The organism is Mesorhizobium sp. P171375, assembly GCF_057786075.1.
Genome location: NZ_JBYNWF010000001.1, coordinates 574,066 through 589,290 on the forward strand (window position 1 = coordinate 574,066; position 15,225 = coordinate 589,290).

The 15,225-nt window shown below is 62.8% G+C and carries 16 protein-coding genes and 1 tRNA gene; 10 read left to right on the top strand and 7 right to left on the bottom strand.

Annotated features, from left to right (window positions below):
- Window positions 1-136: 136 nt before the first annotated feature.
- A complete protein-coding gene (locus tag ACYHH6_RS02850) occupies window positions 137-769 on the bottom strand; it encodes a LemA family protein (protein WP_112561319.1) in 633 nt (210 codons plus the stop codon).
- A 150-nt stretch (window positions 770-919) separates the two neighbouring features.
- Between ACYHH6_RS02850 and ACYHH6_RS02855 the strand changes: the two genes are divergently transcribed.
- The 6 genes from ACYHH6_RS02855 to ACYHH6_RS02880 all read left to right on the top strand — a co-directional run bounded on the left by ACYHH6_RS02855 (window position 920) and on the right by ACYHH6_RS02880 (window position 6,286).
- Complete coding sequence (locus ACYHH6_RS02855) at window positions 920-1,171, top strand: hypothetical protein (protein ID WP_203280706.1); 252 nt, start codon at window positions 920-922, stop codon at window positions 1,169-1,171.
- A gap of 108 nt (window positions 1,172-1,279) precedes the next feature.
- Window positions 1,280-2,164 carry a pyridoxal kinase PdxY gene (gene pdxY / locus ACYHH6_RS02860; RefSeq protein WP_203280705.1) on the top strand — a complete coding sequence of 295 codons (885 nt, stop codon included), beginning with the start codon at window positions 1,280-1,282 and terminating at the stop codon, window positions 2,162-2,164.
- The gene (locus tag ACYHH6_RS02865) at window positions 2,161-2,925 is read left to right on the top strand and encodes a DUF429 domain-containing protein (protein ID WP_352586555.1); all 765 of its coding nucleotides are present in this window, start codon (window positions 2,161-2,163) and stop codon (window positions 2,923-2,925) included. The genes pdxY and ACYHH6_RS02865 overlap by 4 nt, the downstream gene beginning before the upstream one ends.
- 150 nt (window positions 2,926-3,075) lie before the next feature.
- Window positions 3,076-3,720: a carbonic anhydrase gene (locus ACYHH6_RS02870; RefSeq protein WP_112561294.1), complete on the top strand. Its 645-nt coding sequence runs from the start codon at window positions 3,076-3,078 to the stop codon at window positions 3,718-3,720.
- A 10-nt stretch (window positions 3,721-3,730) separates the two neighbouring features.
- Entirely contained in the window at window positions 3,731-4,144 is a 414-nt protein-coding gene (locus tag ACYHH6_RS02875) for a nuclear transport factor 2 family protein (protein ID WP_352586554.1), read from the top strand.
- An 87-nt stretch (window positions 4,145-4,231) separates the two neighbouring features.
- Entirely contained in the window at window positions 4,232-6,286 is a 2,055-nt protein-coding gene (locus tag ACYHH6_RS02880) for a M3 family metallopeptidase (RefSeq protein ID WP_352586553.1), read from the top strand.
- 183 nt (window positions 6,287-6,469) lie between these two features.
- Here the strand turns inward: ACYHH6_RS02880 and ACYHH6_RS02885 are convergent, their stop codons facing one another.
- From ACYHH6_RS02885 to ACYHH6_RS02900, 4 genes are all read right to left on the bottom strand, one after another.
- Entirely contained in the window at window positions 6,470-7,945 is a 1,476-nt protein-coding gene (locus ACYHH6_RS02885) for a M81 family metallopeptidase (RefSeq protein ID WP_352586552.1), read from the bottom strand.
- Between the two features lie 20 nt (window positions 7,946-7,965).
- The gene (locus ACYHH6_RS02890; protein WP_112561290.1) at window positions 7,966-8,790 is read right to left on the bottom strand and encodes a carbohydrate ABC transporter permease; all 825 of its coding nucleotides are present in this window, start codon (window positions 8,788-8,790) and stop codon (window positions 7,966-7,968) included.
- Window positions 8,787-9,656 carry a carbohydrate ABC transporter permease gene (locus tag ACYHH6_RS02895; protein WP_352586634.1) on the bottom strand — a complete coding sequence of 290 codons (870 nt, stop codon included), beginning with the start codon at window positions 9,654-9,656 and terminating at the stop codon, window positions 8,787-8,789. Before ACYHH6_RS02895 ends, ACYHH6_RS02890 begins: the two co-directional genes overlap by 4 nt.
- Before the next feature lie 376 nt (window positions 9,657-10,032).
- Window positions 10,033-11,265 (bottom strand): ABC transporter substrate-binding protein, encoded by a 1,233-nt coding sequence (locus ACYHH6_RS02900; protein WP_352586551.1) that lies wholly within the window; start codon window positions 11,263-11,265, stop codon window positions 10,033-10,035.
- A 177-nt stretch (window positions 11,266-11,442) separates the two neighbouring features.
- Between ACYHH6_RS02900 and ACYHH6_RS02905 the strand changes: the two genes are divergently transcribed.
- From ACYHH6_RS02905 to ACYHH6_RS02915, 3 genes are read left to right on the top strand one after another with little or no spacing between them, the layout of a single operon-like run.
- Window positions 11,443-12,213 carry an SDR family oxidoreductase gene (locus ACYHH6_RS02905; protein ID WP_352586550.1) on the top strand — a complete coding sequence of 257 codons (771 nt, stop codon included), beginning with the start codon at window positions 11,443-11,445 and terminating at the stop codon, window positions 12,211-12,213.
- A 2-nt stretch (window positions 12,214-12,215) separates the two neighbouring features.
- On the top strand, window positions 12,216-13,283 hold the full coding sequence (locus ACYHH6_RS02910) for an ABC transporter ATP-binding protein (RefSeq protein WP_352586549.1): 1,068 nt from the start codon (window positions 12,216-12,218) through the stop codon (window positions 13,281-13,283).
- Window positions 13,284-13,333: 50 nt separating this feature from the next.
- Entirely contained in the window at window positions 13,334-14,215 is an 882-nt protein-coding gene (locus ACYHH6_RS02915; RefSeq protein WP_112561284.1) for a MurR/RpiR family transcriptional regulator, read from the top strand.
- Between the two features lie 117 nt (window positions 14,216-14,332).
- On the opposite strand, the gene ACYHH6_RS02920 is transcribed toward ACYHH6_RS02915, so the two are convergent.
- Window positions 14,333-14,644 (bottom strand): DUF167 family protein, encoded by a 312-nt coding sequence (locus ACYHH6_RS02920; protein ID WP_142869063.1) that lies wholly within the window; start codon window positions 14,642-14,644, stop codon window positions 14,333-14,335.
- A gap of 13 nt (window positions 14,645-14,657) precedes the next feature.
- The gene (locus tag ACYHH6_RS02925) at window positions 14,658-14,948 is read right to left on the bottom strand and encodes a YggT family protein (RefSeq protein WP_023668602.1); all 291 of its coding nucleotides are present in this window, start codon (window positions 14,946-14,948) and stop codon (window positions 14,658-14,660) included.
- Window positions 14,949-15,105: 157 nt separating this feature from the next.
- On the opposite strand from ACYHH6_RS02925, the gene ACYHH6_RS02930 reads away from it, so the two are divergent.
- Window positions 15,106-15,181 (top strand) — tRNA-Ala (locus ACYHH6_RS02930).
- Window positions 15,182-15,225: the final 44 nt, after the last annotated feature.

The window sequence follows — 15,225 nt, forward strand, 5'->3', positions numbered from 1 at the left end:
CAATTTTCACCGTTTGAAAGAGATGTCCGGCCACGAAGCTGCCAATCTCCCCCCTTGCGGGGGAGATGTCCGGCAGGACAGAGGGGGGTGTGAAGGAATACAAGGCCGAAAATGACCAAGCTTGCCAACCGATCGCTTACCCGCCCTGCTTCGTGCCGAAATCGACCTTCGGGGGCTGCATCTTGTCTTCTTCGACGGTGAAGTTGGCGAACGGCTCGTTGCTGCGGAACCAGAAGGTTGCCCACAGCACCGAGGGGAAGGTCCTCAGTGTCAGATTGTAGTCCTTGACCGCCAGGATGTAGTCGCGCCGCGCCACTGCAATGCGGTTCTCTGTGCCTTCGAGCTGCGCCTGCAGCGCCAGGAAATTCTGATTGGCCTTGAGATCGGGATAGGCCTCGGACACCGCGATCAGCCGCGACAGCGCACTGGTTAGCCCTGCCTGGGCATCCTGGAACTTCTTGAGGGCTTCGGGATCCTTCAGCGTTTCCGGCGTCACCGTGATCTGCGTCGCCTTGGCGCGCGCTTCGACCACCGCGTCGAGCGTGTCCTTCTCATGCGCCGCATAGCCCTTGACCGTCTCGACCAGGTTCGGGATCAGGTCGGAACGGCGTTGATACTGGTTCAGCACCTCGCTCCAGGCTGCCTTGGCATTTTCCTCCGCCGTCGGGATGGTGTTGTAGCCGCAGCCGGCAAGCAGCGGCAGCACAATGGCCATCATCAGCACGGCCGGCAGGCTGCGGAAGGGGAAGGCAAGACGCTGGGCAAACATGGTGTGGTCCCTCGATAGAAGTTGCATGGGAAGCATTAGCACAATCTGCGCTCAAGAAAATGTCTGCGGCTGGCGCGCACGCATGCGCTCGCGAGGCCCTGTGATTGACCGCGCGAACACGATAAGGTCGCCGGCAAACAGGACAGGATCATGGCGCAACGCCAAGACGATGACAGCGAATCGCGCCGCATTATCGAGCGCGTGGCAAACGAGAGCGGCCCGGGCGGGACGTCGTTCATCGCGCGTGCCGCGAAAGGCGCGCGCGATCACGTCACCGCCGCCGAGGCCGACCGCTCCGATCCGATCGAGGTCTGGGGCACCCGCATTGGCCGAACGCTTGGGCTCATCGTCGCCCTCGGCCTTTTGATCTGGCTGGTGTATTTCGTCTCCCGGGGCAGCTAGAGCATGATCCCGAAAAGTGGGAACCGGTTTTCGGAAAAGATCATGCTCCAAAAAAGAGATAGATCGGGATGACGATTCAACGAAACGTCATCCCGATTTAGGAATTTCATGAACAGCGAAAAAGCCGACGCGCCGCGCGCGGTCATCGTCATTTCCAGCCATGTCGCCCGCGGCTCGGTCGGCAACCGCGCCGCCGTGTTTGCGCTGGAAACGCTGGGCTTCCCGGTGTGGGCGGTGCCGACGGTCATCCTGCCCTGGCATCCCGGCCATGGGCGGGCCACGCGCATCGTGCCGCCGCTCGACCAGTTCAAGGCGCTGATGGCCGATCTCGAGCGCGCGCCCTGGCTGGGCGAGGTCGGCGCCGTGCTGTCGGGCTATCTCGGCGAGGCCGGCCAGGCCGAGGCCGTCGCTTCGCTGGTTGCTGCGGTCAAGGCGAAGACGCCGGACGCGGTCTATATATGTGACCCGGTGATGGGCGATTCCGGCGGGCTCTACGTACCCGAGCCGACGGCCGCCGCCATGCGCGACCGGTTGATGCCGATCGCGGATATCGCCACCCCCAACCGCTTCGAGCTGGAGTGGATGGCCGGCGCGCCCTTGCCCGATCTGAAATCGGTCATTGCAGCTGCCCTTCATGCCGGACCACGCACCATGCTGGTGACGTCGGCGCCGTCGATGATGACCGGCGGCACCGGCAATCTGCTGCTCGACGGCAGCCAGGCGCTGCTGGCCGAACACCGCCTCATCGACAAGCCGCCGAATGGGCTGGGTGACCTCACGGCTGCCGTCTACCTCGCCCGCATCCTGTCGGGACAGCCGCCGATCAAGGCGCTGCAGTCGACCACGGCGGCGGTCTACGAGATCCTGGCGCGCACAGCCAAGCGCGGCGGCGACGAACTGCAGCTCGAAACCGATGCGCAAAGCCTGTCGCACCCGATGGCGATGGTGCAACTGCGCCATCTCACACACCCAGGGCGGGACCGCCGGGCGTGACATCCGGTGTGCTCGTCGGCGTCGACGGCTGCAAGGCCGGCTGGATCGCCGTCCGCCGCGATCTGGATGCCGCACCGTCAGTCTCTGTCTTTCCAAGCTTCGCAGAACTGCTCGACGCCTTGCCGACCGATGCGATCGTGGCTGTCGATATGCCGATCGGCCTGCCTGACTTCTCGCAAAGAGGCGGGCGCGGACCGGAAGCACTGGTGCGGTCGCTGCTCGGGCAGCGCCAGTCCAGCGACTTCTCTATCCCTTCCCGCGCTGCCCTTTACGCCGACATCAGCGACTTCACCACGGTTGAGGCCTGGTATGAAGCGCATCGCCGCGCCAGCGACGTGGCCAAGACGACCTCCGATCCGCCGCGCGGCGTCTCGATCCAGGCTTTCGGCATCTTTGCCAAGATCCGCGAGATCGACGCGCTGCTGATTGCGCGCCCCGAGCTGCGCACCCGCGTCTACGAATCGCATCCGGAAGTCGCCTTCTGCCGGCTGAACAGTGAAAAGGCGATGACGCTGCCGAAGAAGATCAAGGGCGCCGTCAACCCGGCCGGCATGGAAGAGCGCAAGGCGCTGCTGTGCCGACACGGCTATGTCAGAGCCTTTCTCGATCAGAAGCCGCCGACAGGGGCTGCCGCCGACGATTTCCTCGACGCGGCAGTGATGATGCTGATTGCCGGACGCCTCGCCTGCGGCGAAGCAAGACCGTTTCCCGACCCACCACTTGCCGACCGTTTCGGCATTCCCGTCGCCATTTGGGCGTAAGGCAGGCCGCGACCCATGCGTGCCGCATGGCGATTTGCGACGGAGTCATCCGCAATTCGGCATTGCCCGCGACGGGCATTTGCCGTTAGAGGCTTTCTCAACTGAAAACGAGCTGCCGTCTCCAACCCGGAAAGGCTCCGTCCTCCGCCCATGCCCCACCTCCCCGAACACCTTCTCAACGGCTATCGCAACTTCATGAACGGCCGCTATCTCACCGAGAGCGGACGCTATCGTGAGCTCGCCCGCGAGGGGCAGTCGCCCGAAACCATGATCGTCGCCTGCTGCGATTCCCGCGCCGCCCCCGAAGCGATCTTCGACGCCGGCCCCGGCGAACTCTTCGTGTTGCGCAATGTCGGCAATCTGGTGCCCCCCTATGCGCCGGATGGTGAGTTCCACTCGACTTCCGCCGCGCTCGAATTCGCCGTGCAGAGCCTGAAGGTGAAAAACATCGTGGTGATGGGCCATGGCCGCTGCGGCGGCATCCGCGCCGCGCTCGATCCCAATTCGGCGCCGCTGTCGCCCGGCGACTTTATCGGCAAATGGATGAGCCTGATCGCGCCGGCGGCCGAGACCGTGTCGTCCAGCACCTTCATGACGGCGACCGAACGGCAGACGGCGCTCGAGCGCATTTCCATCCGCTATTCGATTGCCAATCTGAGGACTTTCCCTTGCGTCTCGATCCTCGAAGGCAAGGGGCGGCTGGCGCTGCACGGCGCCTGGTTCGACATTTCGACCGGCGAACTCTGGGTGATGAACAAGGACACCGGCGACTTCGAGCGGCCCGATTTGACGTAGGAGGCGAGAAATGCGGGATTGGCGTGCGGCCCCTTTCGTCGTGGCAGTACTGACGCTGACGCTCACCCCTGCCCGCGCCGATGACGGCGCCATCATCGCCCGCTGGTATTCGGCGCTGCTGGTCGCCGACCGCACCGGACTATCGGAGCTGCTCGCCGACGATGTCCGCATCAAGCTCGACGATCTCGGCGTCGTGCAGTCGAAACAGGAATTCATCGCTTCAATCGACGAATGGAAGGGTGCGGTCGCCAGCGCCGCGATCCGGCATCGCATCGAAAAGAGCGAGGCCGGCGTCACCACGGTCATCGCCTGCTACGATTTTCCCAACAATGACATGCTGATGCAGGAGACGTTTGCCGTCACCGGCAACCGCATCACCGCCACTTCGCAAGCGGCGATCGCGGAAAATTGCGACGGCTTCTGACGCCAGCTTGAACAGCCACGCTGTTGCGCCGCGCCAGGCATCGCCCTACATCGGTCAGCAAGCCCCGCCAATCATCGAAAGGTCCCCATGCCGTCCACGAAAACCGTCGACCTCGCCGCCCATCCGCTGACCAAATGGCAGGGGCCGCTCGGCCTGCCGGATTTCGCCAGCATCGGCGACGGCGATTTCTCCGCAGTGTTCGACGCAGCGCTGAAGGCGCATGAGGCCGAGATCGATGCCATTGCCGGCAACAAGGATGCGCCGACCATCGACAACACGCTGGCAGCACTTGAGCTTGCTGGCGAGCCGCTCGATCATGTCTCGTCGATCTTCTGGTGCCGGGCCGGCGCCCACACCAACGACGCGATCCAGGCGCTGGAGCGCGTGATCTCGCCAAAGATGTCGAGGCATTTCTCGGCGATCTCGATGAACGAGAAACTGTTTGCCCGCATCGACGATCTCTACCAGCGCCGCGAAACGCTCAAACTGGACGCCGAGACGCTGCGCGTGCTGGAAAAGACCTGGAAAGGCTTTGTCCGCTCCGGCGCCAAGCTCGACGCCGACGGCAAGAAGCGGTTGGCCAACATCAGCGAGGAACTGTCCTCGCTTGGCACCACTTTTGGCCAGAACGTGCTGGCCGACGAGCGCGACTGGGCGCTGTTCCTCGATGAGGCAGATCTTGCCGGCCTGCCGGACTTCGTGAAGAGCTCGATGGCCGAAGCCGCCGAGACGCGCGGCCAGAAGGGCCGCTACGCCGTTACTTTATCGCGCTCGATCTACGAACCGTTCACCACCTTCTCCGAGCGCCGCGACCTGCGCGAGACCGCCTTCCGCGCCTTCACCATGCGCGGCCAGAACGGCGGCGCCAGCGACAACACGTCAGTGGTGCGCGACATGCTGAAATTGCGCGCCGAAAAGGCCAAGCTGCTCGGCTATGGCTCTTTCGCCGCGCTGAAGCTCGACGACACCATGGCCAAGACGCCAAAGGCGGTGCACGATTTGCTCGATCCGGTCTGGGAAAAGGCGCTGGAGAAAGCGGCGGCCGACCAGAAGGAGCTGGAGCGGCTGGCGAACGAGGCCGGCAGCAACGAGAAATTTGCCGCTTGGGACTGGCGCTTCTACCAGGAGAAGTTGCGCACGGAGAAATTCGCCTTCGACGAGGCGGAGCTGAAGCCATACCTGCAGCTCGACCGCGTCATCGACGCCTGCTTCGACGTTGCCACCAAACTGTTCGGCATCACCTTCGAGGAGAAGAAGGGCATTGCCACCTGGCATCCCGACGCACGCACCTTTGTGGTGAAGAACGCCGATGGCAGCGAACGCGGCCTGTTTCTTGCCGACTATTTCGCCCGATCCTCCAAGCGTTCCGGCGCCTGGATGAGCGCACTGAAGTCCGGCTATAAGCTTGGCGATGGCTCCAAGCCGGTCATCTACAACATCATGAACTTCGCCAAGCCGCCGGCAGGTGAAACAGCCCTGCTGTCGGTCGATGAGGCCAAGACGCTGTTTCATGAGTTCGGCCATGCCCTGCATGGCATGCTGACCGACGTCACCTGGCCGTCCGTGGCGGGCACCTCGGTCAGCCGCGATTTCGTCGAACTGCCCTCGCAGCTCTACGAGCATTGGCTGACGGTGCCGGCGGTGCTGGAAAAGCATGCGCTGCATGTGAAAACCGGCAAGCCGATGCCGAAGGCGCTGCTCGACAAGATGCTGGCCGCCCGCACCTTCGGCGCCGGCTTCGCCACGGTCGAGTTCACGGCGTCGGCGCTGATCGACATGGCCTATCACGCGCGCTCGGATGCGCCGGACCAGCCGCTTCAATTCGAGGCCGAAACGCTGGAGAAGCTGCACATGCCTGACACCATCGCCATGCGCCACCGCACCCCGCATTTCGGCCATGTCTTCTCAGGCGACGGTTATTCAGCCGGCTACTATTCCTACATGTGGTCGGAAGTGCTCGATGCAGATGCCTTCGCCGCCTTCGAGGAAACCGGCGATCCGTTCAACCCGGCGCTGGCCGAACGGCTGCGCAAGAACATCTACGCCGCCGGTGGCTCGAAGGACCCGGAGGAGCTCTACACGGCGTTTCGTGGCAAGATGCCGTCGCCGGAGGCGATGATGGTGAAAAGAGGGTTGGTGTGATTAGCTAATCTCCCCCCTCGTGGGGGAGATGGCTGGCAAGCCAGAGGGGGGCGCTGTCCCGCCGACCTTTCAGTGAACGGGAAGCGCTGGCCGACTTGTCTTTGCGTGTCCTATGACGAGGAAGCGTCGCGATCCTTCGCGCCCCCCTCTGCCCTGCCGGGCATCTCCCCCACAAGGGGGAGATTACAGTTTCCACGGATCCGCCACCCTAGGCCACACCGGCCGCGTCAGCTTCGTATACTTCGTCTTCGCCGGATTGCTCGGGTACGAGCTCGGCGCCGACAGATAAATAATCTCCGCCGCGATCGGTTCGAAGCCGGCGTAGAAATGGTTGGTCGACTTGATCAGCAAGATATCCTTGCTCATCGGATCGACGCCGATGTTGGAGAAAATATCCGGCTCGAAGGTCTGCGTGCGGTTGGTGTTGAGGATGATGTCGATTTCGGTGCCTTCGATGCGCACCAGCGCCGTCGGCCCGAGCGTCACCCGGCTTGGCCCGAAGCTTTGCCATCCCTCCGAAACCGCCTTCAGCACCCGCACCTTCGCATCGATCGGTTCGCCGGCCAGCGCGCCGGCCTTGCCGCCGAAGCGAAGATCGATGACCGCGCCTTCACCCGCCGCCTGGCAAAAGGTGACGGCAATCGGGTCCCAGATCGTCGCCACACCAATTTTGTCGACGCCGCGCTCCAGCAAGGTGCGCAGCACGACGGTGCCATCGCCGGCGACGCCGCCGCCGGGATTGTCCCAGATGTCGGCGATAACCACCGGTTTGTTCGGATTGTCCGCGCGCACGGCCAACGCCCGCGCGATGCCGTCTTCGATGTTCAGCATCGTCATCGCCGTCTTTTCGCGCATGGCATAGAGCTCACGCCCGAGCTTCTCCGCCAGTGCATCGCCTTTGGCCTTGTCATTGTCGGTGACGACGAGGATGCGCGTGCCCATCTCCGGCACGTCGGCCGCCATGAAGCCGTGGATGACCGAGACCGACAGCACGCCGTCCTTGCCATGCAGCGCCTTGATGCGGTCGACGAAGGAGCGCATCGGCTCACGGCTGGTCGGCAGCACCTGGATCATGCGGCAGTCGAAGGTCGAGATCACAGGCCTGATTTCTCCACGCGCGGCAGCCAGGCCAAGCTCGACCACATGCTCGCCGCGCTCGTAGAAATCGGTGTGCGGGAATTCGAGGAAATAGGCCATGACGTTGGCGGCTGCTACGCGCTTCGGCGTCAGATGGCTGTGCGGGTCGAGCTCCACCGCGACCACCACATCCGGCCCGACCATGGCGCGAACCCGCTCGAGCAGGTCGCCTTCGCAATCGTCATAGCCTTGCGCCACCATGGCGCCGTGGAGGCCCAGAATGACGGCATCGACCGGCAGCGCTGCCTGGAGTTGGCCGAGAATCTCGTCGCGCAGCGCTTCATAAGTCTGCCGCTGCACCAGCCCACCCGGCTCCGCCCAGGTGGCGGTGCCTTCGATGACGGTCAGCCCTTCGGTGACCGCGCGCCGGCGCAGCGCGACCATCGGCGAGGAGCACAAGGTCGGCGTGTCCGGATGCTTCCCCGGACCGGCATAGAACGCCATCTCGAAGGAGGCCCGGTCGGTCGGCACCGGCGAGAAGGTGTTGGTTTCCGTCGCCAGCGAGGCGGTGAAGATACGCATGGAAGCTCCGTGATGTCAGGCTATTTGACCGCCCCGAGCGCCAGCCCTCTGACGAGATAGCGCTGCAGCCAGATGAACAGGATCGCCACCGGCAGGGTCGCCAGCAGCGTCGCCGCCATCACATGGTGCCATTCGATCGTGTAGCGGCCGGCGACCAGCGAGAACACCTGGATTGGCAGCGTGTAGCTTTCCTGGCTGCGCAGCATGGTGAGTGCGACGACGAACTCGTTCCAGGCATTGATGAAGGTGAAGATGGCGGTGACCGCGATCGCCGGCAGGCACAGCGGCAGGAACACTTTACGCAGTGTCAGCCAGCGGCCGGCGCCTTCCATCCAGGCGGCTTCCTCGAGATCGCGCGGAATGGTGTCGAAATAGCTCTGCAGCATCCACACGGTGAAGGCGACGTTGAAGGCCATATAGATGACGCCGAGCGCGGTCGTTGATTCGATCAGCCCCCAGGCTGCCATCAGCCGGAACAGGCCGAGCACCAGCACGATCGGCGAGATCATCTGCGAGATCAGCAGGAACTGTCGGAAGGCGCCATAGCCGGCAAAGCGAAACCGTGACATGGCGTAAGCGGCCGGCACCGAGATCAGGATGGCGCCGGCCGTGGCAATGACAGAGACATAGAGCGAATTGGCCAGTGCCTGGCCGAAGCCCGTCGCCACCCACATGTCGGCGAAATTCGACCAGCGGAATTCGCTCGGCCACCAGGTCGGCGACAACACTTCCTGCCTCGGTTTGACCGCGGTCAGGAACATCACGGCAAACGGAAAGATCGTCACCACGAGCAGCGGCGAAAGCAGCAGCCAGGCGATGATCGTGCGCTTCAGCTTGGGCGTCATGTCCGTTGCTCCCGCATGGCGAGGCGCACATAGATCATGGTGAAGATCAAAAGGATGGCGAACATCAGCAGCGACACCGCCGACGCTTCTCCCAGCTTGCCGATGCGGAAAGCCAGTTTGTAGAGATGGGTGACCAATATGTCGGTGGAATTGGCCGGCCCGCCCTGCGTCATCACCCAGATGATTGGGAACGAGTTGAAGACGTAGATGGTGTTGAGCACGATGGCGATGTTGATGAACGGTTTTAAGAGCGGAAAGGTGATCTCGCGAAATTGCTGCAGCGGCGTGGCACCCTCCAGCGCCGCCGCCTCGTAGAGATCGTCGGGGATTGACGACAGGCCGCCGAGGAAGATCGTCGTCGTGAACGGCACCGTCACCAATATGCCGATCAGCACCTGCATCGGGAAGGCCGTCTCGGCGCGCGCCAGCCATTGGATGTTTTCATGGATCAGGCCGAGCCCGATCAGCGCCGAGTTCAGCATGCCGCTTTCGCCGTTGAGTGCCCAGCGCCAGACCACCGCTGTCATCGTCAGTGACACCGCCCAGGGCAGCATGATGATGACGCGGGCAATGCCGCGCCCATAGAAATCAGTGTTGAGGATCATCGCAACCGGCACCGACAAAAGCAGCGCGCCGCCGACCACCAGCACAGTCCACAGGCCGGTGCGCCAGAGTGCTGCCAGGAAGTCGGGATCGGCGAGGAAGGCTGAATAGTTGGCGAAATTGTTGAAGTCGCGCAGCTGGCCGAAGCGGCTGACATCATGCGTCGAAATCTGGATCAGGTCCCAGACCGGCCAGAAGATGACCACAGACGCCAGCAGCAGGCTGGGCAAGGTCAGCATATAGGGCAGGAAGCGATTTTGCATCGGCCGGTTTTGTACCGTGTTGGACATCAGTGGCGCTGGCATCCCAGCTCGGATCAATCTTGCATATCGTGCTAGAGCAGCGCTTCAGGATTTGAGTTCCCTGCAGACGTTTGCGCTGCCCCTCACCTGCCTGCCGGCATCCTCTCCCCGTATAGGGACGGGGAGAGGGGCGCAGTCATCGACGGTTTCGCCAATCTTCGGCGTTTCAGGAATAGCGCCAAGGCTGCGGCCGGCCCCTTTCTCCCCGTCACTATACGGGGAGAAATGCCCGGCAGGGCAATGAGGGGCAGCACTGACATCAACGAATCTGTCTTTCTGCTGAAGACTGAAAGTAGTGGCGCGCCCCGATCTCTAGGGGCGCGCAGGGAGATACGCCCTATTTCTTCAGCACCGCGTTGGCCTTATCAGCCGCTTCCTTCAGGCCTGCCTCGGGGTCGCCGCCGAGATAGATTTTCTGCATGGCATCCGAGGTAATCTGGGCGACTTCTTCCCAGCCCGGGATGACCGGCGCGAAACGGGCGTCGGGCAGAAGTGCGGTGAAGGCGGCCAGATCGGCATTGTTAACGTAATAGTCCATCTTGGCCTCTTCCTTGTTCACCGGCAGGAAGCCTTCCCCTTGCGTGAACTTGGCGCGCTGTTCGGTGGTGAACAGGAAATCCAGCAGCTTCCAGGCCTCGTCCTTGTTCTTGGAATTCTTGAACATGATGATGGAATCGGTAACGCCGTATGTGCCGCGCGCGCCGGTCGGACCGGCCGGAATGGCAGCCACGCCATATTTCAGGTTCGGCGCCTCGTCCTTGATCTGGTTGGACAGGAAGGGTGCGGTGATCATCATGCCGACCTTGCCCTGCTTGAACAGGTTCTGCACGTCCTCGCGATTGTTGGAGGTGACGCCAGGTTCGGTCAGCCCCTCGTCGATCATCGACTTGTAAAGCTTGGCGGCTTCGAGCGCACCCGGCGTGCCGAGGCCGGACGTGCCGTCCTTGTTGAGGATCTCGGTGCCCTGTGACCACATCGCATAGTAGTAATAGACGTCGGTCTCGATTTCCTTGCCCTGCAGGCCGAAGCCGAAGGTACCGGTGCCCAGCGCCTTGATCTTGCGTGCGTCTTCCTGCAGCTCGGTCCAGGTCGCCGGCGGGTTGGCGATGCCGGCCTTCTCGAACAATTCCTTGTTGTAGTACAAGGCGCGCGCCGAAGCCGCGATCGGCAGGCCGTAGGTCTTGCCGTCCATGATCGACGGCGACAGGAAGGTGTCGATGAAGCGGCCCTTGAAGTCGGGCGTGATGTAGCTGTCGAGCGACTCGGCGACATCCTGCTGGACGAAGTCGATCAGCCAACGCGTGCCGATGATCGACAGGTCCGCATTGGTGCCGGCGGTGATGTCGGTGGTCAGCTTCTGCAGCAGCACTTCCCATGGCACCACTTCGAACTTGACGGTGATGCCGGGATTGGCGGCTTCGAATTCCTTCTTCACCGCTTCGAAATACGGCCCGGTCTTGGCGCTGTATTCGGCGACGGTGACGCGCACGTCGCCGGCGTCCGCCTGCGCCGTCATCGCCAGCATGCTCATTCCGGCCATCAGGCCCATGGTCCATTTCGCAAGCGTCATATGATCTCTCCCATTGATTGGCGCCTGCGCACTTGCGGCTTTCAGGCGGCCTCGGTTTTATGTGACTTTCCTACATTATCCATCATTTCGCGCTGCGCAAGCGGATTATTCTGTTGCTTAATTACATTTCTTAAAATAGCGTTTTGCGACTATCGTAGACCCAGGGAGACGCGCAGGGTGGTTTCAAAGGCCGAATTTGCAGGTAAGACTGTGCTGGTCACCGGCGCCGGCGGGGGCCTCGGCTCGGCCATCGTGGCGCTGCTGGCGGAGCGCGGCGCACGGGTCGTCGGCTGCGACCAATCGGCGGACCAACTCGGCGGCGCCCATCTGACATCGCGCTACGTCTTCGACCTGCTCGACCGAGCTTCCATCGAAGCGGCGATACCAGCGATCCTCGAGAAAGACGGCGTTCCCGACATACTGATCAACAATGCCGGCTGGACGCGCGCCGAGACGCTTGCCGCGCTGACCCCCGACAAGATCGAGCATGAACTCGACCTCAATCTGACCGGGGTGATGCTGTTCGCCGATCCGCTGATCAAGGCGATGGCCGCGCGTGGTTCGGGCAACGTGGTTTTCATCTCCTCGGTTAATGCGATTTCCCATTTCGGCAACCCGGCCTATGCCGCGGCCAAGGCCGGCATCAACGCCTATGCGAAATCGATCGCCGTTGAGCTCGGCCGCAGCGGCCTGCGCGCCAATGTCGTCTGCCCCGGTTCGATCCGCACCGCCGCCTGGGACCATCGCCTGGCCAAGAACCCGGATATTCTCGGCAAGCTGCAGCGGCTCTATCCGCTCGGCCGCATCGTCGATGCCACGGAAGTGGCCGAAGCGGTGGCCTTCCTTGCCTCGGAGCGCGCATCGGGCATAACGGGGGCGGTGGTGCCGGTGGACGCTGGACTGACCGCCGGCTTCTTGCCCTTCATCGACGACATATTGGGAGCCTGACCATGACCGATGTCGAGTTCCGCGACCTGTCGAAATCCTTCGGGCGACACAAGATCCTCGAGAACATCAGCCTCGATATCAAAAGTGGCGAGTTCGTCGTGCTGGTCGGCCCGTCCGGCTGCGGCAAGTCGACCTTGCTGCGCATGCTGGCGGGACTGGAGCCGATCACCTCAGGCGATCTGCTGATCGGCGGCGTGCGCGCCAACGATTTGCCGCCGCAGCAGCGCAATATCGCGATGGTGTTCCAGTCCTATGCGCTGTTCCCGCACCTGAAGGCGGCAGACAATATCGGCTTCGGTCCAAAGATTCGCGGCGAGGCACGCCCTGCCATCGTTGAGAAGGTCAAGAAGGCGTCGGGCATCCTCAACCTGTTCTCCTATCTCGACCGCTACCCCCGGGAGCTGTCGGGCGGCCAGCGCCAGCGCGTCGCCATGGGCCGCGCCATCGTGCGCGAACCTTCGGTATTCCTGTTCGACGAACCGCTGTCCAACCTCGACGCACAATTGCGTGTCCAGATGCGCACCGAGATCAAGGCGCTGCACCAGCGGCTGAAATCGACCATTGTCTATGTCACCCACGACCAGATCGAGGCCATGACCATGGCCGACCGCATCGTGGTGATGGACCGCGGCGAGATCCAGCAGGTCGGCGCGCCGCTGGAGCTTTACGACCGTCCCGCCAACAAATTCGTCGCCTCTTTCATCGGCTCACCGTCGATGAGCTTCGTGTCCGGCGCGCTGAAGACCACGCCAGAGAAGACCTGGTTCGAGTCGGCCGGCGGTGGGCGGCTGGCGCTCGGCGGCAAGACGGTGCCGGCGGGCAGCACGGTCGAGGCCGGCATAAGGCCCGAACACTTCGTCATCGGCGAGGCTGTCGACGCGATGGCGATCAAGGTCGATGTCGTCGAGCCGACCGGCTCGGAAACCCATGTCTATGGCGCCATCGGTGCCGATACGGTCCGTGCCGTGTTCCGCGACCGGATACAGGTCAAGCCGGGTGAAATGCTGCCGGTCTCCGTCGCGCCGGGCAACATCCATCTGTTCGACAAGGCGACAGGCCTGCCGCTATGAAAGCGCCGGTATGAAAACGAAAATCCAGGGATGAAGACGACAACCCAGAAATGAAAACGCCGGCCGACATCATCACGCGCCTGCAGCTGATGTTGCAGGATGGTACCAAATCGGACCGCCGGCTGGCCGGCCTCGTGCTGACCGATCTCGATTTCGCCTCCAAGGCTGCGATCTCCGAGATCGCCGCGCGAGTCGGCGTCAGCGAGCCGACGGTCACCCGCTTCTGCCGCAATCTCGGCTGCGAGGGCTTGCGCGACTTTAAATTCTATCTGGCGCAGGCCATCGCCATTGGCGGCCAGTATCTGTCGCCCGAGCCGCTCAGCCGCGATGCGCGCGAGCAGCGCATCGCCTCAGCCATCACCGAAGCGGCAATTGCCGCCATCCAGCGTGCCAGCGAAAACCTCGACATGAAGACGCTGGTGGGCGTCGCCGCGCGCATCGTCAATTCAGGCAATGTGCTGTGCATCGGCTCCGGCGGCATTTCCTCGATGATGGCGACCGAGATGCAGAACCGGCTATTTCGGCTGGGCGTGCCGGTGCTGGCGCAGATCGACGGGCAATTGCAGCGCATGTATGCCGCGGTCGCCACATCAGAGACGACGCTGATCGCCTTTTCGGTGTCCGGCTATGCGCGCTCGGTCATCGATGCGGTCCAGGTTGCCCAGCAATATGGCGCCACCACCATCGCCATCACCCCGCCGGACTCAGCACTCGCCAAAGCCGCCGACACGGTCATCCAGTTCCAATCGCTGGAAGACGGCAACATCTACAAGCCGACCTCGTCGCGCTATGCACTGCTGTCGATCGTCGACATGATCGTCACTTCGGTCGCCGAGACGCGCGGACCCAGGGTTCTCGAAAACCTGCGCCGCATCAAGCAAAGCGTGAACACGCTGAAGGTCGACGATCCGAAGCTGCCGCTGGGGGATTGAGAGCGACGCGGAAGCTGCCAATCTCCCCTCTCGTGGGGAAGATGTTCGGCAGGACAGAGGGGGGCGCTGTCCCGCCGACAGATCAAGGGTGTACATGCCGCAATGCTGGATCTTCGATCAGCCGCTGAGCGTTTCAACGCGCAGCGCCAGCACAGCCGGATCACCCGCGACACGCAGTGTCTTCAGCCGTGAAGTACCTCCACCGACAACCGACACGGTCGATGCAGGCACATCGAGCGCCTTACCAATCAGCCGCTCCAGCGCGGCGTTGGCCGCACCATTCTCCGGCACGGCGCGCACGCGCGCCTTCAAATAGCTTCGCCCGTCCGCCGATATTTCGACGCCTTCAAGCCTGTCCGCGGAAGACTTCGGCGTCAGCCGGACGAACAGGTCGATGCCATTCTCGCGGGTACGAAAAGGCGCGCTCAAGCGATCTTCGGCCTCACAGGACCAGCGGCGCTATCGTGGTGAGAATGAGCTGCCTGAGGAAGAACAGGAGCAAAAGCAGGATGATCGGCGAGATGTCGACACCGCCAAGGTCGGGCATGAATCGACGGATCGGCCGCAGCGCCGGCTCGGTCAGCCGGTAGAGCATGTTGCCGATGCTGCCGACGAACTGATTGCGCGAGTTGACGACGTTGAAGGCATAAAGCCAGGAAAAGATCGCTGAGGCGATGATGACCCACCAGTAGAGGTCGAGCGCCATGACGATTGTTTGAATGAGGGCGAGCATGCCGGTCTCCAATTGTTGCCGACATGTAGCCATTGCGCACGAAACCGGCAAGGGCAGCCTTTGCACAGCGCCGACGCGGCATGGCGACAAGGGATTTCGGCAAACCCCCGCCTTGACAGGAAACCGCAGCCTTCGATAAATGCGCCATCCGCTGGACGGGGCTGTAGCTCAGCTGGGAGAGCGCGTCGTTCGCAATGACGAGGTCAGGAGTTCGATCCTCCTCAGCTCCACCAGCGGAATTTTTCCCATTCCTTGCTCGTCCCGAACGGATTCGGAA